The following is a 20,075-nucleotide window of genomic DNA, read 5'->3' as shown; positions in this document are numbered from 1 at the left end:
CCGTCAAGGCGAGGGACTTACGCCTGTACGATTTGGCCATCTTCCATGTGGATGATGCGATCGGCTTGAGCGGAGAGTTTCTCATTATGGGTGACGATGACGAAGCTGATTCCGCGGGCGCGATTCAAGGTACGCATTAGAGTGAAAAGCGCGTCGCCGGTGTGGGTGTCGAGATTCCCCGTTGGTTCGTCCGCCAGGACTACATTGGGTTGTTGAATAAGTGCGCGCGCCACGGCCACACGCTGCTGTTCGCCGCCTGATAGTTCTCCCGGCTTATGGTTCATTCGATGATCGAGACCGACGTCCTTCAGCAATGACGTCGCTTCAGCATGAACCTCCTCGGGTGAGCGGTTTTGAATGTAGGCCGGGAGACAGACATTCTCCAGGGCCGTGAATTCCGGCAAGAGATGATGAAACTGGAAGACGAACCCAATGCGGCGGTTTCGGAACTCTGCTTGTTTCTGGTCTGAGAGTTGAAACAGGTCTTGCCCTTCGAAGAGCACGGTGCCGGTGGTCGGACGGTCAAGTGTCCCCAGGATATGCAGCAGCGTGCTCTTGCCGGCTCCCGACGCGCCGACAATCGCCAGGATCTCGCCGCGCGCAATCGTCAGATTGATTCCCTTCAAGACAGTCAGTTCAAGGCCTGTCATCTTAAAGGATTTGGTAAGATTCACCGCTTCTATCAAGGGTCTCTCCTGATGATCTTACGAGGCTGATCAAGTGTCTCCAGCAAGGTCGCAGGAAAAAAACAATCGGAGGCGTACCGATATTTCGGCGGCGCAACCTTGAGTCGGTCAAGATCGGCTCGGTCCTCGGGGTACGTTGAAAGTGTACCGTGGGACGAACAAGTCGCACGCGTTTGTCCGCGCTGGCGAGTCGGTGAGGCTGTGTCGAGAACAAAGCCCGGCGCCTGTCTCAGCATCCTGTTATTCATACCGCAGAGCAGCGGCCGGGTCTAACTTCGCCGCTTGATACGATGGATAGAGGGTTGCCGCAAAGCTGATCAAAATGGCCGACACCGACACCAGCACGACATCGACGGCCTGAACGTGCACGGGAATGTGCGAGATATAGTAGACGGTCTGATCGAAGGTCCAATAATTTTCAATGAGCCACAGGAAGGTATAGCCCAGCGGGATGCCGATGACCGTGCCGGTCAAGCCGATGATGAGCCCGTTGAGCATGAATATCCGCATGATGGCTTGGCGCGTCGCCCCCATGGCTTTCAAGATGGCAATCTCCCGTTGCTTCTCAGTCACGATCATCGTCAAGGTACTGACTATATTAAAAGAGGCTACGAGGGTAATCAGGACGAGCAGCAGAAACATCATCGTCTTTTCCAATTTCAGTGCCGAAAACAGATTACGGTTCAACTGCATCCAGTCCCTTGCCCAGTAGGGGAAACCGACTGCGCGTTCGATGTCTCGCGCGATCTCGGCTGCTTTGAAAATTTCATCCACTTTCACTTCGATTCCGGTCACGGCGTGATTCATGTTGAAGAATTTCTGAGATTCTTCAAGTCCGATATACGCGAGTGACGAATCGTATTCAAACATCCCGGATTCAAAAACAGCGACCACCGTGAAGACACGTATTTTCGGCACCATGCCGATCGCACTGACAGGACCGACCGGTGAGACGACATTCACGTTGTCGCCAACGAATGCGCCCAGACGCAAGGACAGTTCCTTGCCGAGGACAATCCCGGGATGATCACTGGTAGCCGGCACCTTAGGATCCGCATTGCTGGTGGTATCGGCGACGGCCTTGTCGGTTGTAGAAGCCTGAACGGCCGCCGTCAGATCGCTTAAGCGTCCGGCCTTGATATTCTTGCCCAGTTCAGTCACGCGGACTTCTTTGAGTGGATCGATGCCGCGTAGCACGATCCCCTGCACGCCGGACTGTGAAGTCAGGAGGACCTGGCGAAGCACGAACGGCGTGGCGGCCACGACATGGGGAACCCCTTCAACTTGCCCAACAAGCGCATCGTAGCCGGTCATCCCGTCTTTGGTTCGATCCTGCAGGACGATATGAGACGTGGTGCCTAAAATCTTGGCCTGCAAGTCTTCCTTAAAGCCGGTCATGATGCCGAGCGTGCCGATGAGGGCTGCCACGCCAAGCGTGATGCCCGCGACCGATACAAAGGTGTTTAATGAAATCGTCCGTTGGCGCCGTTTCGCGCGCAGGTATCGCAGGCCGATATATATTTCGTAGGGAGCGGCCAACTACTTCTCCGGCCTATCAGGATGTTGAACAAGGCTGAAAGCTTCCTTCCCGCTTCGTTCAAGTCCTCCACGCACCTCCCAGAGTACGCGTCGGGCTTTCGCTCGTTGCGGCCTTGCTTCGAGACCTTTTTGAACATCCTGATTCATTTTTCTGGTCGGAGTTGGGGGAATAAGATCACGTCACGGATGGAGGCTTGGTTGGTAAAGAGCATGATGAGGCGGTCGATACCGATGCCTTCGCCGGCGGTCGGCGGCATGCCATATTCCAGCGCTCGCAAAAAATCTTCATCCAGATAGTGTGCTTCTTCGTCACCAGCCTCGCGTTGGGCGACCTGTGCTTCAAATCGCTCGCGTTGATCCAGCGGGTCGTTCAATTCAGAAAAGGCGTTGGCAATCTCACGGCCGGCGATGTAGAGCTCGAAGCGATCCGCCACAGTCGGATCTGACGCTTTGCGTTTAGCCAGCGGTGAAATCTCCGTAGGGAAGTCGATGATGAAGGTCGGTTGAATCAATTGCGGCTCGACCGTTTCTTCAAAGATGGCGGTCAAAACGGCGACATGGCTGGCCTTTCCATCCACATCGACCTTGAGCCGGCGTGCCGCATCCAGTGCAGTCTGACGATCCTTGAGCACAAGCGGATCCAGCTGATTGACCTCCAGCAGCGCTTCCATGTAAGACCATCGACGCCAAGGTCGTTCGAATCGAATCTCCTGGCCTTGATAGTCGAACGTCGTCGTTCCGAGAATCTGTTGCGCGAGCCGGCTCAACATGTCTTCCGTCAAGGCCATGAGATCGTTGTAATCGGCATAGGCCTGATAGAACTCAAGCATCGTGAATTCTGGATTATGGATCGTCGAAATCCCTTCATTGCGGAAATTCCGGTTGATCTCGAAGACGCGGGGAAACCCGCCGACGATGAGACGCTTGAGGTACAACTCCGGCGCGATTCGCAAATACAAATCGGTCGCGAGCGCGTTGTGATGCGTGACGAAGGGACGGGCCGTCGCCCCGCCGGGGATGGGATGCATCATCGGTGTTTCGACTTCGAGGAACCCTTGGTCCAGCAGAAAGGCGCGGATGGCTGAAATGATACGGCTCCGCGTCACGAAAATGTGGTGCACCTCCGGGTTGGCGATCAAATCGACGTAGCGCTGGCGATAACGCGTCTCGACATCCGTCAGGCCATGCCATTTTTCAGGCAACGGTCGCAGCGCTTTGGAAAGGAACGTCAGCTGTTGGGCCTCCACGGTCAATTCGTTGGTTTTCGTCCGAAAGAGCACGCCTTGAACACCAATCCAGTCACCGAGATCAAGTTCTTCGCACACTTTATAAGATGTTTCGCCCAGGAGGTCCTTTTTTAAATAGACTTGAATACGATCCGCACCGTCCTGGAGCACCGCGAACGCGGCCTTTCCGAAGCGTCGAAGGCCGACGATACGACCGGCAAGGGTGCATGCAACCCTATCCCGCTCGAGCGTTTCCTTCGTTGTCGAGCCGTGAAGGCGAACAAGCTGGCCGGCCCGATCCTTGATTTCAAACCGGGCGCCGTGAGGAGGGACGCCGAGCGTACGCAGCGTCTCCAGTTTTTTGATGCGCTGCTGCCGCTGATCGTTCAGTTCGTCCATATCTGTGTTCTCTTAGACTTCAGCCATCGCTCAGCGTGTTTTGGTCCGAAGCTCAGCGGGCGGCTGATGGCTTTCCCGCTAGGTCGAGTCTTTCTTCTCTTAGCCTTCAGCTCTCAGCATTCATCCATCAGCTCGGGCGGCGACTTTCCAATGCTGAGTGCTGACGGGTGATCGCTTCCCTGCTAACCTGTTTCTGTTTTAAATATGCCTCGATAAAGTTGTCCAGATCGCCATCCATCACTTTATCGACTTGGCCCACTTCTTCATTGGTTCGATGGTCTTTGACCATTTGATAGGGTTGAAATACATATGACCGTATCTGACTACCCCACGCATTGTCTTTTTTCTCACCGACGATCGAATTAAATTCCGCCTCTTTCTTCTGCTGCTCGACTTCATACAGACGTGATTTCAAGATTTTCATGGCTCCAAGCCGATTCTGAAGCTGTGAGCGTTCGTTCTGGCACTGGACGACGATACCCGTAGGAAGGTGAGTGATGCGAATCGCCGTTTCCACTTTGTTGACATTCTGACCGCCTGCTCCGCCGGCACGGAACGTGTCGATCCGCAGGTCTTTGTCTTCAACCACAATGTCGACGTCTTCTTCCAACTCGGGATAGACGAATACAGAGGCAAAAGAGGTATGGCGGCGCTTATTGGCATCAAACGGCGAAATGCGAACCAGCCGGTGCACGCCGGCCTCCGCTTTTAAATACCCATACGCATACGGCCCATTGACGGCCAGTGTCACGCTCTTGATGCCGGCTTCATCGCCGGGCTGGAGATCCAGTGTGTCGATCTTATATCCTTTTCGTTCTGCCCAGCGCACGTACATGCGCAAGAGCATCTGGGCCCAATCCTGCGATTCAGTCCCTCCTGCGCCGGGATGAACGGCGAGAATGGCATTACTACTATCGTGCTCTCCCGACAGTAACAGCTCGACCCGCCATTGATTAACGGCGGTCTCGAGCTTGCTGAGTTCGGCCGCGAGCTCCTGTTCCAATGATGGGTCCGCCGCTTCGTCCGCCAGCTCGACAAGCGCGCGCAGGTCTCCGTGCTGCCGGTCCAAGTCCTCCACGCGCTTAATATCGCGCTCGATGGCAGCCTTTTTCCGGCTCACCCGGGCAGCGGCTTGTGTATCTTTCCAAAAGTCGGGATGAGACGTTTCTTGGTCGAGATGCTCCAGGTCGGAGTGCAGTTTAGGGAGGTCAAAGATGCCCCCGTAGTTCCAAAACCTGTTCGCCTATCGTATTGACCCGTGTCCGGACTTCATCAAGCATGCGCCAATCCTTTTCGTTGCAATGTCAAATCGACCCGCTAAGTCGTCGCTCCGACGACGAGCGGTTGCTGCACGTTGCCCCCGGTACGCCACAAGGCGGCCAAAATAAAAAGTCCGGTGATTATAACACAGCCATACGCAAAGACATCACCATGCCGACTGTAAAATGTCGGCGTATTGCGGACCGGGATACGACCGATCATCGCTTGTTCGGTAAAAATCGGGGAAGCATTGAGGACGCGGCCGTACGGATCAATAAAACCGGAAATCCCTGTGTTTGCGGCACGTGCAAAGGCCACATGGTTCTCCACGGCGCGAAGGACCACCATGCCGAAATGCTGGTAAGGCGCGGCCGAATCGCCGAACCAGGCGTCATTGGTGATCGTCACCATAAAATCCGCACCGTCGCGCACGAATTCCCGGACAAGGTCGGGAAAGATGACCTCGAAGCAGATGACGACGCCGAATTTCGTCGGTGTACGGGATGAGAAGGTCGTTTCAGCGTCCGGCTTGGCGGGGAGCGTGAGGACCGTCGGCACGGTGCCGGCTTCGAAGTCGCCGATTCCTTCCACCAGTTTCTCTAAAAAGAACAGAAAGGACTTCAGTGGAATGTATTCACCGAAGGGTACGAGGTGTCGTTTGTCGTATCGGCCGCGGATCTGGCCCTCCGGAGAGAAGATATACGCACTGTTCATCAAGTAAGGTTTTCCGTTCGCGTAATAGCGTAACGCCGGGCTTCCGAAGAGGAGGGGGACGCCATAGTGCCGGACCATCGATTCGACGACTCCGCGATACACTGGTTCTTGCTCAAAGAGAAAGGGTGTGGCGGCTTCCGGCCAAATGACAAGATCGGTCTTGTCGGCTGCTTCCCCGGTTAGACGCGCATAGCGTTGAAGCGTCTCCTGACGGTAGGCGGCATCCCACTTGTGCGCCTGATCGATGTTGGCCTGGACAAGTCCGATGGTGAGACCAGTGGCGGGGAGGTCAGCTGCGCGTAACACCAAGAAGCCATACGTGAGCGTAGCCGTGACGACCACGAGAGCTGCGGCCGGCGTGGGCCAAGGAAATGAGCTGACGGGTTGACGAATCGGCAACGTGCGATATTTCCGGATGATCCAGAGCGTGCTCTCCGCGATGGCGACATTCACGAGGACGATCACAAATGAGACCCCATACACTCCCGTGAGATCGGCGATCTGAATGGCGCTGAGCCATTGAGACTGCGAATAGCCCAACAGCGCCCAAGGGAGTCCCGAGAACAGCGAGGTGCGGATGAACTCGAGCGTCACCCACACAAAAGGGGCAGCCAGGAGTGCGTAGGGCGACAGGGTCCTTCGAAGCCACGTCACGGTCATAGCATAGACGGCTACATACAGGCCGAGATACGAGGCCAGCAGGGCCAGAGCCGCATAGCTCCAGAGCAACGGCATTTTCCCGTACATATGCATCGCCGTGACTACCCACCCCATCGTACCTATGAAGCCGATCCAGCCGGAACCCCATCCGAGCCAGAAGGCGCGTCGTGGAGGAACCTCCCCGATGGCGACGTGCAGAGGAACAAGAAACACCCAGGCGAGCCAGCCGAGCTCGAAGTTTGGAAAGCAGAACGGAGACAGTATGCCGGTCAGGGCCGCTAATGCCAATTGAAGGGCGGATCGTGAACGCATCGCGCCGTACCTTAACGAAACGTCTACGGCGTTGCAACTTGGCTCCTACGTCGTCGTACTATACTCGCCGACGTAGTCGTGAGCGGTTCTGTTCAGCACCCACGGAAGAACCCCTCTTCTGAGTGACGGTTTGGTGAGTCGACAGCGTGGTGGGATGCATGCCGACAAGGATTGCCGGGTATTTTGTAAGATCTTATGAGCGGCGCTCACATGTCGGCTTCACACCCGGCCCCGGCAAGAGTTGATCATCCTCCAATTCCTTGACGAGTAGTTTTGCAGCCATAAAGAGATCGTCTTGCTCCTCCTTGGATAACCAGAATTTTGTGTTGATTCTCGTCGCCCGGTACGCCAGGCCGGGCGATTCGGCTGACTCCGGCATATAGGTGAGGTGCCGAAGAGCCACGTGCCGCACCTCGCAGCCGCATCCGGTCTGGTCATTGATAGAAAAATGGCCGCGCACTTCCTGGTCCTGCTTTTCGACAGGAATGCCTGATCGGAGTAAGGTAGATCGGCGTGATTCGATCAACATGGCATCCATGGCATCTAACACATTCGTGTTGATAAAATAATCTGCGAAGCGCCGGCTTGACCGCGCCAAGTTAAATTCCGGATGTTCACTGGCCGGGGTCGCATCTATGATGAAAATCAGACAACTCTTCGGAAATGTCTTCGCCCCGCGTGGTCCGGTCACATTGCGATTCAGATATTCCACAATCGCTTGCAGGCCGAGATTGTCGATCGGCCCTCCATCGTAGAGATGAAGATACTTCACCTGTTCCACCCCCAGCGCCTTCAAGGCGACGGGATCCTGAGAGCTAAAGTTTTCCAGTGTGACATCGTCGAATGCGCCGGGGAAAGCCGACGACGCATTCACTGCATTGGCGACACGGTATGTCGCAAGATGGGACTGCAGCGCAAGGAATCGGTCATCCGTAAACGTGAACCGCGTGTGGTCGTTGTGGACGGTGGCATTGAGAAGAATTTTGGGATACGGCCGAAGATCGGCAAATGTGGCTTTCCGCGTCAAGTGTGCATTGAATACCTGCACCATGATGTCGGATCGTGTAAAGTCCGTGAACCAAAAGCGAAAGATATTGTGCGGAAGCAGCCAGCGCCACAGCCAGTTGCCTTGGAAGTCGTAGCCGAGCGTCTTTCGCACCGCCTCGTGTTCGAACGGCCCGGCTTTGTCGCCCAGTCCATAGTACACAGCCGGTAGCGTTCCACCGGATACCCCTGAAATCACATCCACCTGGTTCAAGAGTCCGCGCTGTTGGAGTTCAAGCATCACCGCCGCGCCGAAGTTGGCGGCCCGGCTGCCCCCGCCGGAAATTGCCAAACCGATAAAACGGCCGTCCTGCGTTTCCGACTCGGACATCGTCCATGAAGCTGCCGTCCGGCTTATCGGTGTTCCGTCGGGCCTGTGCTCATTCCATCCTGGCCGCCAATGCCCTGGAAGCGGGGAACATGCTGACACGGACACGAACAGGATGACAGCGATGAGACTGGCCGACTGTTGAGGCGGTTTGCGCCTGAAAAGAGGATTCGAGTACTCCATGTACGCACCTTTCGTTCTGGTGACAGAATCGACAGCGCGCAGCATAAAGGCGACGAGAGGGTGAGTCAATGGATCGAAAAGACAGGGCAGGAGGATAAGGAAGAGGTTTTGCCCTCCCCCCGCCCGGTATTACGTAGGGGGGTGACGCTTGCAGGATGTTGAAAGAGACTTCTTCTCGCCTACTCTCCACACTGCGCCGACACTATTTCTTGTCCCACGCTTTGTGCTCATGTCCATACTTCTCCTGCTTTTGAGGCGCCGACCCGACAGCGACAGGAATACGTTGCACAGCTGGTTCAATAGGTTAGATACCGAATAGACTTTTGAGTCTTTCCAAGATGCCGGGGTCGTGCGTTTCGCACAATATGGTTGGCTCTGTTCCTTCGATGAACGACTCATCCAATGAGTCAGGGCAGGCGCTGGTGGCCAACTGGGCTGTGTGTGGATCGATTGTGCGGGTGATGATTCCTGGAGGGACTGGAAAGTCGATCGGGAAGCCTGCCACGGCCTTTCGGAAGAAATCGACCCAGATCGGGAGTGCTGCTTGAGCGCCGGTTAGCTTTAACGTCGCTCCTCCGTCGAATCCTACCCAGACGCCCACAACGAGATCCCGGGTGTACCCGACAAACCATGCATCACGGTGATCATCCGTTGTGCCGGTCTTCCCGGCGACCTTCGCTGTGAGCCCCATGCGTTGCGCCGGCGCGGCAGTACCGCGTTGCACCACGCCTTGAAGAATCGAGGTCACGAGATAGGCAGATTGCGGGGAAAACGCCTGCATTGTCTCAAAGTTTTGCTGTCGGATCTGATGGCCGGCTTGCTCACTGACCTGTTCAACGAGACTCGTAATGCCCGATGGCGAAAGGTATTGGCCCGCTTGCGCCAAAGCTCCGAACGCACTGGTGATTTCAAGTAAGGAGACCTCCGAGCTTCCGAGAGCCAGCGACAGATGCTCGTCCAAGGGACCAGAAATTCCAACCGAGCGCAACGTGCGTATGATATTGGGGATACCGATAGATTGGGCAATGCGTACGGCCGGGATGTTGAGAGACTGTTCAAGAGCCGTTCGGACGGTTATCTGCCCATGGAATTGACGGTCATAATTCTGAGGGATCCACGATGAAGTTCCCTGCGGGAAGCTGATCGGACTATCATCCACCAGGGTCGCCGGTGTAATGGGTCCTTCTTTGGCCGCCAAGCCCTGCTCGAAGGCGGTGAGGTAGATGAATGGTTTGAAGAGCGAGCCGGCTTGGCGTTTCGCCTGCACGGCATGGTTGAATTGACTCGTCCGATAGTCCCGACCTCCGACCATGGCCAAAATGGCGCCGCTTTTTGGATCGATGGCGATCAGGGCCCCCTGCAAATGATCAGCGGTTTTCTTAAGAAAGGGATACTTGCTTTCTAAGCGAGACAGTCCCGTGCTGACTGCCTCTTCTGCCGTCCGCTGCATTTCCAGATCGAGCGTCGTAAACAGCCGGAGGCCTGTCTGCGGGCTATCAGACGAATCGTCGATTTCGGAAAGCACGTAATCCAGAAAATAGGGGGCGTCCGTGACGCCGTGTTGAAGGGTGGTTACCCTGATGGGCGTGTTGAGGGCGGCTTGATACTGTTTATCCGAGAGCCTGCCTTCCTGCTTCATGCGGAGGAGGACGAGATCCCGCCGGTGCTTCGCGCGTTTCGGATCTCGCACCGGGGCATACGTGTTGGGGCCTTTGATCATGCCCGCCAACAAGGCGGCTTCCGGGACGCTGAGCTGCGACAGAGATTTTCCGAAATAATACTGAGCGGCCTGTCCGATGCCGTAGACGGCAATCGAGCCTGATTGGCCGAGGTAGATTTCGTTCAGATAGCTTTCGAGAATATCCTGTTTCGAGTACTTCGTCTCGAGGACGAGGGCGGCAAAAGCTTCTTTCAGTTTTCTGATGTAGGTCCGTTGCTGAGTATAGTAGAGGTTTTTGGCTAACTGCTGCGTGATGGTGCTGCCACCCTGCACGACCGTCCCGCCTTTGAGGTTCTGGAATGCGGCTCTCAGAATCCCGCGCGGATCGATTCCCACGTGCTCGTAGAAACGATGATCTTCGATGGAGAGGACGGCATCGATGATTTGCGGAGGAATGGCGATCAAAGAGATCCAGTCACGGACTTGGCGGGATGTTTCCAATAATCCGCCGATCAGCTGCGGCTCCAGTGCGACAGGCCCGGCGTCGCGCTCGTCGGGAAGGTTCACGATACGTGCGATATGATTATCTTCGAGGATCAGACGAATCGGGCGGCCGCGGATGAGACCGTCCGGGTAAAGAAAGTCGCGAAGATAGACATCAACAGAAGAAGAGAGGAATCGATATTCACCCGGCGCCTGCACCTTTCGCGAGACCGGCCGGTAGCCAAGATGGGTCAGGCGTTCCTGCAGCCGGGCTTTCTCGATCGGGGCTGCCGGGGCTAGCGGAAAGGACGCGCTGAATATTCGTAATGACTGTCGATCTTCCCCACGAGGCAGGCTCAGCGTGGCATAGAGGTAGAACCCGTAGATGCACAGGCTCCCGATGAGGAGGACGAGTAGCCATCTCACCGGGTGCCGCCGCCGATGGGTTCGTTTCATAACGTCCTCATCGCGCCTCGCCCTTGGAGGCTATCGTCGTCCCCGGAAAATACATACCCCTCTGTACTAGCGGTGATCGTTATGATAGGAAGGAGCCGCCACCGCGGCACGGTGGTCTATATCACAAGGAGATCCGCTTATGCCAACGACGACTCAACTGGTGATTACAGAGCAGAGCAAGCCTGGCGTCCTGGCGCGTGTGGCAACGGTGCTCGGAGCCGCAGGGGTCAACATCAAAGCCTTCTCCGCTGCCGAAGGCATGAGCACCGCGAAAGTCAGGAAGGGAACACTCCGTTTCGTCGTAGCGGACCTCGAGCGGGCGCGCGTGGCGTTAAAAAACGCCAAAATTCCCTTTCGTGAAGAACCCGCGCTGGTCTTGAGTCTGAACAACAAGCCGGGGGCGCTGAGCGAAGTGGCCCAGCATCTGAAGGAGGCGAAAATCAATATCACGAGCGGCTACTATACTCCCTCTCGACAAGGTGGAAAGGCTGTCGTCATTCTCACGGTCTCCAATACCAAGAAGGCCATGGATATTCTGCAGGAAGAATCCCTCGACGTCTTTTAATGGTCCACCAATTCCTGTCGTTGACTATATTTATGGTGGCGTGAGAAACCCGCCCACCAGTATGGCGCCTCCGTCCGGCTCTTCAGCTCGGCATGTTGCCAACCGCCTGATTGGTTTTGCCGGCCTTCTTCTTTTCATCGGGCATCTTGCAGGGTGCGCGGGGACCACTCCAAGAGGCAGTGATTTCCCGGCGGGATATCCAGTGGGATATCACGAACGCGGCATGGCTTCATGGTACGGTCCGGGATTTGACGGACGCCGAACGGCCAGCGGCGAACGATTCGACATGCGTCAGCTGACCGCGGCGCATCGAACGCTTCCGTTCGGCTCAATGGTTCAAGTCCGATCGCTCTTCAATGACCGCCGGGTCATTGTTCGAATCAACGATCGTGGACCATTTGCGCGCGGCCGCGTGCTCGATCTTTCGCAAGCGGCTGCTTCGCAGCTCGGCATGATCGCGCAGGGCAGCCACCACGTCGAATTGAAGGTTATTGCTTACCATGGCCGGTCCGATGATGCCGGCGTACTCTGGATTCAGGTGGCGTCATTTGGCGATCCTGCGCTTGCACGGGCATTCATGGCCAAGTTGACTGACGGCTATCGCGAAGTACGGTTAATGACCATTGAATTGCCGATCGGTATGCGTTACCGGGTTCAAGTCGGCCGATTCACCACAGAAGAGGAAGCGACCGCCGCGGCCAACCGGATCGATCGCCAATTCCAGGTCGAGTCGTTCGTGGTTCGAGAGAAGGCATAGTGTGCAAACTCATTCTGTAAGTCGCTGATTAACAGGGCGTTTGTTTCTGTCGCCTTGCCTAAACCGAAGTGGGTATGATAGAAATTACACCCATGGATGACGGTGGGCCTCGACGTTCTGCGTGCCGTAGTTCCGATCCTACTTCTTCAGACCGGTCGCTTCCCTGCCTCTCGTGGCGTGAGGCGTCTCTCGATCTTCGATTCATATCCAATTCGCCCAAAGCATAAATGGATTTCCTCATACTTCTGAGCCTTGTCGCCCTCTCTGCAGTTATTTCAGCGGCCGAAATCGGTTTTTTTTCTGTGAAGGAAACGAGGTTGCGCGCCTTGGCCGAGGCCGGAAGCAAGCGGGCGGACATCGTCCTACAACTGCGGTCAAACCCCCAGCGCCTGCTCTCAATCATCATGATCGGGGATCGGCTTGTGGATACGGGGGCGGCCTCGTATGCCACGATCCTGGCGCTCCGGCTGTTCGGGTCGGAAGCCCTTGCCATTGTCATCGGCGTCTTGACGTTCGTATTGCTCATTTTTGGCGACATCGTGCCGAAGACCCTCGCGGCAAAACATGCCTTGACGGTCGTGATGGTGATGGCCTATCCCATGTATGCAATCCAGTTCGTCATGAAGCCGATTTTGTTTGTGTTGGAACCCCTCATTAATGCGCTCACCGGCGGAAAGGGCGTGACCGTTCCTCATGTTTCTGAAGAAGAGGTCAAGATCATGCTCGATGAAGGGGGACGCGCGGGAATGATTGAGACCGAAGAAGTCAAGATGATCAAGAACGTCTTCCAGTTGAAGGATATTACGGCCGAAGATGCCATGACACCGCGAATATATGTGTTCGCGCTGGAGGGCAACCTACGCTTAAAGGATGCGCAAGAGGCCATCTTTAAGTCGAAATACTCCCGTATTCCGGTGTACGACACCACGTTGGACAATATCACCGGCATTCTCTATCGCGATAAAGCACTGATGGGATTGGCTCAAGGCCGCTATGATTCTCAGCTGAAGGATATCGCCACGCCGGCATTGTTCGTGCCGGGAGGAAAGACTGCTGATGATCTCATGAAGCAATTTCAGGCCGACAAACGTCACATGGCCATCGTCGTCAATGAATTTGGGGGTGTCATGGGGCTGGTCACGCTTGAAGATCTGCTTGAAGAGGTCGTCGGAGAAATCATGGACGAAACGGATATTAGCGAAGAACTCATCAAGCGAATCGGCAAGAATCAAATTCTCGTGCACGGACGAACCGACGTGCGGCGGATCAATGAATTCTTAAAGGTAGATCTAGGGGACGAAGCCACGACGGTCAGTGGTCTCATCCAAGAGCATCTGGGCCGCATTCCCGCGGTCGGCGAGGAAATCCGCATCGGCCACTGCCGGTTGGTGGTGCATGAAGCCGATCACAAGTCCATCAAGAGCGTGCAGATCTTTAAAGAAGAAAAAACGCCGGCGCCCGATTCAGCCGGCGTCGGCACGCCGAGCTGAGGTCAATCGTTTGGCTTCGTACATCCGCTTATCGGCCACTCTCAACAGTTCAGCGGCAGAAGTGACCGGGGGAAAGCCGGGGACGGTCGCGGTGCCTACGCTGAGAGACATGGGAATCTCGCCTTCGATGGTCACCAGGCGGAGGCATTGAAGGACATCGCTCAGTTTCTCGATCACTTGTCGACTCTGTTCTGTATCGGTTCGGGGCAACAGCGCGGCAAATTCATCCCCTCCTACGCGCGCAATCAAATCGCTTTCACGTAAGTTGGCTTTCAGCGTGATGCTCACTTGCTGCAGGGCGCGGTCTCCGGCCTCATGCCCGTAATCGTCGTTAATGGCTTTAAAGGCGTCGACATCCATAATGATGACGGTAAAGGCCTCTCCGCTGCGCTGGAATTGCTGCCACTCGCGAGTCAGCGCTTCATCGAAGAAGCGCCGGTTATAGAGGCCGGTGAGCGGATCGCGAATCGCCATCTGGTCGAGCTCTCGGTTCTTGGCTTTGAGCTCCCTGACATTCTGTTCGTGTTCTTTCTGCGTTTGCTTTTCTTCAGTAATATCTCGTATCGCGAGATGAATTCCCCTCGCGGTGCCGTCTTCTCTCAAGTCGGGGTCGCAGTGGGAGAGTAAGATCCGTGCGCCGCCAGGCGCGCGGGGGTCGGACACCACTTCCTCCAATCCGTGATACGCGGTGCCTGTCTTGAGGACTTGCTCGAGAATCGTCTTCAGTTTCGTCCACCGCTCGGGGGGAAGCACGTTGGAGAGCCGTTGATTCACCAGCTCTTCTACAGAGCGGCCCTGTAAGTACGCCATGGATTGGCTGACTCGTTCGATCATGAGATTCGGCGTGACATAGATGAGCCCAATCGGGATCGTGGCATAGAGGGTATTCAGACGGCTGCGTGCCTGTTCGGTTTCAGTCGTGGCACGAACCAGCGTCTCTTCAGCCTGCCTTCGCTCCGTCACATCAGTGTGCGACAGGATGGCGCCGCCCTCTGGCCGTTGCAAGGGCATCGCCGACAGGACAAACCAGCGGCGCCCTTTGGGCAATGTCACCGTATAGTCAAGCGCGAAGGACGGCGCCTCGCCTTGAAGGACGGACCGGATGCCCGACAGTGCTTCTTGCGTATAGTCACCATATCCTTTGGTGAAGTCCCGACAGGTCTCTAAAAAATTGATGCGGCCGCCACCGGTACACGGAAAGAGGTCGCCATGGTCGCGGGCAAATTGTTCCCACGCCGTATTCACCGACAGGAGGCGTCCCTCCTTATCCACAATGGCGGCGTGCACGGGGAGCGAATCGAGCGTCGCACGATTGAAGTCCTCGCTCTCTTGTAAGGCTTCATTCATTTTGGCAAAGCCTTCGGACAGCGAGGCAATCTCATCGGTCGACTGAAGACGTTCCAGAGAAAATTGAGATCGGGATGTCGAACGCACGGTCTGGACCAAGTGGCGGAGCGGGTGCACGAATCCGATTTGGATGGTGATCCAACACATCAGCAGCAGAGCCATGAAGGTGATGCCGTTGATGGACACAAGATAGTACAAATTGGATCGCAGCAGGCTGTCCAATATGGAGAGATCCAGCCCAATGAGGATGGCTGCTTGCGGCGCCGGCTGTGGCGAGGCATGCATCGATGCGTCGGGCGACCCTCCTTTAATGGGGGTCAGAAGGAAGCGAATTCGACCGGTGTCTTTGGTTTCGACCCACGTAACACCCGTGTCGGTATCTTCTTCAAGGGCACGGCGGAGCGCGTCAAGATGAATCGCTAGATGAGTGCCGACCGCTTGCCCTTTGGAGTCCGCCACGATCGTGCCTTGCGCATCGATCACCGTGATTGATTTTATCTCTGGAATCAGCACGGCTTGCAAGACGGCTCGACTGAGACCGGACCGGTCCCTATTTTGGACGAGTGGTTGAAAGGCGAATTCCAGCAGCCGTCCATACTCGCCGGCCTTGGACTCCCACTCGGCCGTCAGTGTGCGGCTGCTGACGTGATATTGCATCCCGGTCAGGACGGCGGTGCAGGCAAACAGGCCGCCAGTTAAGGAGAGAAAGATCTTTCTGCGAAGCGGGAATTTGACAGGACGCGTCGGGTTCATGAGCCGAACTCGAATGGCCGCGACGGCGCAGGATCACAGAAGCCGGCCCCACTGTCCCACTGGGGACCAAGGAAGTCAAGCTTCTTCCAAAAGCACGAGAAATTCGGATTCGGTGAGGGTGGTGACTCCAAGCCGTTTTGCTTCGTCGAATTTGGACCCGGGCTCGATGCCTACCACGACATAGTCCGTGTGCTTACTAACACTGGACGTGACACGTGCCCCCAGTTCCTCGACCCGCCGTTTGGCCTCATCGCGGCTGAGCCGGCTCAATCCTCCGGTGAAGACAAACATCTTGCCTTCGAAGGAGCGAGACCGGGTGGCATCGTGTCCGCGTTCCGTGGTGATCGTTAAGCCCAGTCGGCGCAAGCGATCGATCACCTCTCGGTTGTGCGTTTCCTGAAAGAAGGATTCCAAACTGGCGGCGATTTCCGGCCCAATTTCGTGAACGCTTTCAAACGTATCGTGATCGGCTGCCATGATGGCGTCCAGCGATCCGAAGCGTCGAGTCAATACTTTGGCCGTATGCTCACCGACTTGTCGAATACCAAGCCCGTAGAGAAATCGCTCCAGCGACACGTGTTTACTGCGTTCGAGGGCCTCCATGAATAAGGACGCCGAACGATCGGCAAAGCCCTCCAGTTTCAGAACCTTATCCTTAGTCAATGCAAAGAGATCGGCCAGGTTGGTGACAAAACCACTCTCGACTAATTGAGCGGCGGTCTTCTTGCCGAGTCCGGCGATATTGAGCGCGTGCTTCGATGCGAAATGTTCAAGGGCCCCTTTCACCTGTGCCGGGCATGCGGCCTTCCCTGAACAATACGAATACGCGCCCTCCCGTGCGACGGCGGAGCCGCACCCCGGGCAGTGATCCGGCATGCGAAAGGGGTCGGCTCGTTGCTGGCCTGGAACGAGGATACGTTCGGTGATGGCGGGAATGACGTCGCCGGCTCGTTCGACCTTGACCGTATCACCGACGCGCACGTCCTTTCTGGCTACCTCGTCGGCATTGTGGAGCGTGGCCCGACTAATCGTGACGCCTCCTACATCGACGGGTTTGAGCAACGCCAAGGGCGTCAGCGTGCCGGTTCGCCCGACAGAGACGACGATATCCTGGACTTGTGTGATCTCTTTCCGAGCGGCGAACTTATAGGCGATGGCCCAACGGGGGCTTCGCGATTTTTCCCCCAGGTGGACTTGCCAGTCACGGCGGTCTAGTTTGACGACCGCGCCGTCGATCTCGAACGGCAGCTCGTCTCGAACTGAGGCCGTTTGGGCGTGGAATGCAATCACCTCATCGATGGACTCGCACCGGCGGCAGAGCGATGGGGTTGGCAGTCCCCAGGCAGCCAGTCTGTCTAATTCATCCCAGTGCGTCGGCAACGGATTGCCGGACTGGATCATAATCTCATAGCACGTCACGACTAAGGGACGTGCCGCCGTCATCTTAGAATCCAGTTGTCGCAGTGCGCCGGAGGCCGCATTGCGCGGATTTGCGAAGGGTTCGTCTCCTCGCTCTGTAATACGCCGATTCAGCGCTTGAAAGTCGTCGAGGCGCATGTAGACCTCTCCTCGGACCACGAGATGCGCTGGAAGATCGGACGCTGCTTGGAGGTGCAGAGGGAGCGAACGTAGCGTGCGAAGATTGATCGTGACGTCTTCGCCGGTGATCCCGTCTCCGCGGGTAGCACCCCGCATGAACCGACCGTTTTCGTAGATGAGTTCGACGGAGAGGCCATCAAACTTCGGTTCCACAGTGTAGTGGATGGTCTCCTGTTCCAGATCGTAATCCAGCTCTCGTCCCAATTCACGCCGGACGCGTTTGTCGAACGCGCGCACGTCGTCCGCATTCATGATGGAGTCCAGGCTGAGCATGGGCCGTTCATGCTGAACTTTTTTAAGATCCGTCTGCGGCGCGGCCCCGATTCGCTGCGTCGGCGAGTCCGATGTGACAAGGTCGGGATAGGTCGCTTCGAGCTGGTTCAATTCTCGAAAGAGTCGATCGTAGGCTTCGTCGGAAATCTCGGGGCGAGATTTAACATAATAGAGATAGTCGTGGCGACGGATCTCGTTCCGGAGTTCAATGACGCGTTGCTCGGCTGTCATTCGAGGCATTGTAAGTGTCGGTATTCCGTGGCTCATTCCATGGCGCGCGTCAGCGACCAGCATTCAGCTTGTTTAGAACCTGATGGCTGGATCGCCGATGCCTCATGGCTTCTTATTCACGAATAAACTGCGCGGCATAACTTCGAATCTCATGGCCATTGAGCACGTGAAACCGACGAAGGCGGTCGACCGTCTGGCCGGAAAATCGGCTCAATGGAATGGTGATCATGTGTCGGTGGAAGGCTTTCGCAATCTGACGCCAGCGCGCCCGCGGTGGAATCGGCGATACGAGCGCAATATGAGGCTCTCGTGAATGCAACGCGGCGGCCGCGATCAGGCGTTCTTCCAGCGTCTGGGCAAAGCGAAGGGTAGGATCATCCCAGATATTGGGAATCGGGCGCGGTGGAAAGATAAAGAGTGCGCCTCCGTACCGGGATTGTCCGATGCCGAGGCCGACCATATTGTCTTGAAAAGGACTCGCATAGAAGCAGAGGGTCGACTCTTCTTGATGCTCGGCATACCACGTGGCTTGCCACGAGTAGACGGCGGGATCGGCCGGGGTATCGAACAAAAAGATGACGGCTTCGACGTTTCCCCGACCCGGTGGAATCTCTTTGACATAGATGTCAGGCTTGATCGTTGTATGTCGGCCTGGCCCTCGACTCTGCCCTAAGCTCTTCATACGACCTTCACGACTGGGCATCTTGTGCCAGTGCCGGAGGCTTTCGCGCAGATCGATGCCGTCTTTCACGGATGTCGTGAATTTTTCGACGCGCGCCAGATCTGCACCAAGGAGCGCTTTTGCTTGCTCACGTACGTGTCGGGTAAAGCTTTCAATACGACTATCTTCCGGGGGCCACGAACACTGACGAAAGGGATTCCATTGGAGCGCCCATCGCCGACTTTTCATGCGGGTCGGTTGAGGACGTAAGAAGAGGGAGCGCCAGTGCAGAGGAGGACCCTGGAGGCGATTTTTGGCCTGCGCGACGTCACCATCGGGAAATTCAAACCTGCCGATGCCCGCGGCCACAGCCGGCTTGAAAAACGCCGATTGGCGATCGTCTTGAAAGCTATAGGTCTTGGCCGTCTCCAACAAGGTAATGGCAAACTCATCACCCGCCATTTGTTTGGCTGCCAAGACCAAGCTATAGAGATCGGGTGTCAACCGGTGTTCCATAAGCGCCAGATTTCTCACATACTGCAGATAGCGCTGTAAGAGGTGAGGCGTGACCCAATTCGGAATGGAGTGGTCTTCTCTTTCATGATTGGCCGACCAGCGTATGCGTGTTTCGAGCAGCAGCTCTTTGATTCCATCCACCGTGAGATGGCGATCCGATAGCAGCTCCGCCCGTCGGCGTTCATAGAGCTCCGTCGTAAAAGGTAATTCTCCCAAGACAAAATACACAGTCTGCGGTTCAACGGCGTACGTCGACGGTCGAGCGACATGCGAATCGGGCGGGCTATAGGTCTGTCGCTCGCGATACGCATCTCGGAGCCATGGCCAGTCGGCGACGTGACATAGACACAGGATCGACTCGAACTCGAGCTCGAGTTCGTGCAGCCGAAACGCCATCCATCTGATACGGTGCCACCGCTGAGTGGACTCCATTGGAGCTACGAGTGATGGCAGGAGCGCCGCTGCAAAGGTGGCAAGCGGGATGCGTTTTAACGCGTACGGATCAGGCGCTGTAAAGGGCGTAGGTTCAAAAAATGTGACATCTCGATCGATATAGGCTCGAGGAATGTGTTCTCCCATCGCCACACGAATGCCCATGATCACCGGCTGACAAGGGTCGACGGGCACAAAGTTGACGGTGAGTGCCTCCTGCTCCGGCTCCGGTGTTACGACGAGACTGATCTGCGGAAGGTCTTGGATGGCGGCTTCTAGTGCATCTTCCAGGGACGGCGGGAGCGGGATCGCCAAACAATCGAATTGACGGCCGATCAAGGTTTCGCGAACTTCCTGTGCCACATCCCCACTGCCGTGCAGAATGGGCAGGACCTCGATACGAGGCGAAAGGCGAAGAACGGCGTTCATCGTTGTCGTCATAACGTCATTGAAGTCTGTCAAGCCTTAAGGTCTTTCTTCTGACTTGACGAGTTAAGACCT

At 56.2% G+C, this 20,075-nt stretch carries 13 protein-coding genes; 3 read left to right on the top strand and 10 right to left on the bottom strand.

Annotation, left to right across the window (positions count from 1 at the left end; all coding sequences use genetic code 11):
- Positions 1–17: 17 nt before the first annotated feature.
- The 7 genes from lolD to ACWHYZ_RS18115 all read right to left on the bottom strand — a co-directional run bounded on the left by lolD (position 18) and on the right by ACWHYZ_RS18115 (position 10,950).
- A complete protein-coding gene (gene lolD, locus ACWHYZ_RS18145; protein ID WP_447984080.1) occupies positions 18–686 on the bottom strand; it encodes a lipoprotein-releasing ABC transporter ATP-binding protein LolD in 669 nt (222 codons plus the stop codon).
- A 240-nt stretch (positions 687–926) separates the two neighbouring features.
- Positions 927–2,225, bottom strand: coding sequence for an FtsX-like permease family protein (locus ACWHYZ_RS18140; protein ID WP_447984079.1), 1,299 nt, complete (start codon positions 2,223–2,225; stop codon positions 927–929).
- A 143-nt stretch (positions 2,226–2,368) separates the two neighbouring features.
- Positions 2,369–3,850 (bottom strand): lysine--tRNA ligase, encoded by a 1,482-nt coding sequence (lysS, locus tag ACWHYZ_RS18135; protein ID WP_447984078.1) that lies wholly within the window; start codon positions 3,848–3,850, stop codon positions 2,369–2,371.
- 127 nt (positions 3,851–3,977) lie between these two features.
- Positions 3,978–5,130, bottom strand: a protein-coding gene (gene prfB / locus ACWHYZ_RS18130; RefSeq protein WP_447984077.1) for a peptide chain release factor 2 whose coding sequence is annotated in 2 segments (ribosomal slippage) — positions 3,978–5,063 and positions 5,065–5,130 — 1,152 coding nt in all. Because the reading frame shifts where the segments join, the coding sequence is not laid out codon by codon here.
- A 37-nt stretch (positions 5,131–5,167) separates the two neighbouring features.
- On the bottom strand, positions 5,168–6,796 hold the full coding sequence (gene lnt, locus ACWHYZ_RS18125; RefSeq protein WP_447984076.1) for an apolipoprotein N-acyltransferase: 1,629 nt from the start codon (positions 6,794–6,796) through the stop codon (positions 5,168–5,170).
- Positions 6,797–6,989: 193 nt separating this feature from the next.
- Positions 6,990–8,171, bottom strand: coding sequence for a patatin-like phospholipase family protein (locus tag ACWHYZ_RS18120; RefSeq protein WP_447984075.1), 1,182 nt, complete (start codon positions 8,169–8,171; stop codon positions 6,990–6,992).
- A 484-nt stretch (positions 8,172–8,655) separates the two neighbouring features.
- Complete coding sequence (locus ACWHYZ_RS18115) at positions 8,656–10,950, bottom strand: PBP1A family penicillin-binding protein (protein ID WP_447984074.1); 2,295 nt, start codon at positions 10,948–10,950, stop codon at positions 8,656–8,658.
- 139 nt (positions 10,951–11,089) lie between these two features.
- Between ACWHYZ_RS18115 and ACWHYZ_RS18110 the strand changes: the two genes are divergently transcribed.
- The 3 genes from ACWHYZ_RS18110 to ACWHYZ_RS18100 all read left to right on the top strand — a co-directional run bounded on the left by ACWHYZ_RS18110 (position 11,090) and on the right by ACWHYZ_RS18100 (position 13,762).
- Entirely contained in the window at positions 11,090–11,515 is a 426-nt protein-coding gene (locus tag ACWHYZ_RS18110) for a hypothetical protein (RefSeq protein ID WP_447984073.1), read from the top strand.
- Between the two features lie 202 nt (positions 11,516–11,717).
- Positions 11,718–12,272, top strand: coding sequence for a septal ring lytic transglycosylase RlpA family protein (locus ACWHYZ_RS18105; RefSeq protein ID WP_447984072.1), 555 nt, complete (start codon positions 11,718–11,720; stop codon positions 12,270–12,272).
- 227 nt (positions 12,273–12,499) lie between these two features.
- Positions 12,500–13,762 (top strand): hemolysin family protein, encoded by a 1,263-nt coding sequence (locus tag ACWHYZ_RS18100; protein ID WP_447984071.1) that lies wholly within the window; start codon positions 12,500–12,502, stop codon positions 13,760–13,762.
- Here the strand turns inward: ACWHYZ_RS18100 and ACWHYZ_RS18095 are convergent.
- From ACWHYZ_RS18095 to ACWHYZ_RS18085, 3 genes are all read right to left on the bottom strand, one after another.
- Positions 13,736–15,862: a sensor domain-containing diguanylate cyclase gene (locus tag ACWHYZ_RS18095; RefSeq protein WP_447984070.1), complete on the bottom strand. Its 2,127-nt coding sequence runs from the start codon at positions 15,860–15,862 to the stop codon at positions 13,736–13,738. The genes ACWHYZ_RS18100 and ACWHYZ_RS18095 overlap by 27 nt on opposite strands.
- A gap of 75 nt (positions 15,863–15,937) precedes the next feature.
- Positions 15,938–17,974 carry an NAD-dependent DNA ligase LigA gene (ligA, locus tag ACWHYZ_RS18090; RefSeq protein WP_447984069.1) on the bottom strand — a complete coding sequence of 679 codons (2,037 nt, stop codon included), beginning with the start codon at positions 17,972–17,974 and terminating at the stop codon, positions 15,938–15,940.
- Between the two features lie 103 nt (positions 17,975–18,077).
- Entirely contained in the window at positions 18,078–20,003 is a 1,926-nt protein-coding gene (locus ACWHYZ_RS18085; RefSeq protein WP_447984068.1) for a hypothetical protein, read from the bottom strand.
- Positions 20,004–20,075 lie beyond the last annotated feature (72 nt).

This window comes from Nitrospira sp. Nam74, assembly GCF_965152615.1.
Note: the sequence above shows the minus strand (reverse complement) of the source record. Positions and strands in the feature narration are given on the sequence as shown.

What these genes read in the sequence shown, in the direction of transcription:
- lysS (WP_447984078.1), bottom strand. Translation starts at nt 3,850, where the DNA reads ATGGACGAACTGAACGATCAGCGGCAGCAGCGCATCAAAAAACTGGAG.
- lnt (WP_447984076.1), bottom strand. Translation starts at nt 6,796, where the DNA reads ATGCGTTCACGATCCGCCCTTCAATTGGCATTAGCGGCCCTGACCGGC.
- ACWHYZ_RS18120 (WP_447984075.1), bottom strand. Translation starts at nt 8,171, where the DNA reads ATGTCCGAGTCGGAAACGCAGGACGGCCGTTTTATCGGTTTGGCAATT.
- ACWHYZ_RS18115 (WP_447984074.1), bottom strand. Translation starts at nt 10,950, where the DNA reads ATGAAACGAACCCATCGGCGGCGGCACCCGGTGAGATGGCTACTCGTC.
- ACWHYZ_RS18110 (WP_447984073.1), top strand. Translation starts at nt 11,090, where the DNA reads ATGCCAACGACGACTCAACTGGTGATTACAGAGCAGAGCAAGCCTGGC.
- ACWHYZ_RS18100 (WP_447984071.1), top strand. Translation starts at nt 12,500, where the DNA reads ATGGATTTCCTCATACTTCTGAGCCTTGTCGCCCTCTCTGCAGTTATT.
- ACWHYZ_RS18095 (WP_447984070.1), bottom strand. Translation starts at nt 15,862, where the DNA reads ATGAACCCGACGCGTCCTGTCAAATTCCCGCTTCGCAGAAAGATCTTT.
- ligA (WP_447984069.1), bottom strand. Translation starts at nt 17,974, where the DNA reads ATGCCTCGAATGACAGCCGAGCAACGCGTCATTGAACTCCGGAACGAG.
- ACWHYZ_RS18085 (WP_447984068.1), bottom strand. Translation starts at nt 20,003, where the DNA reads ATGAACGCCGTTCTTCGCCTTTCGCCTCGTATCGAGGTCCTGCCCATT.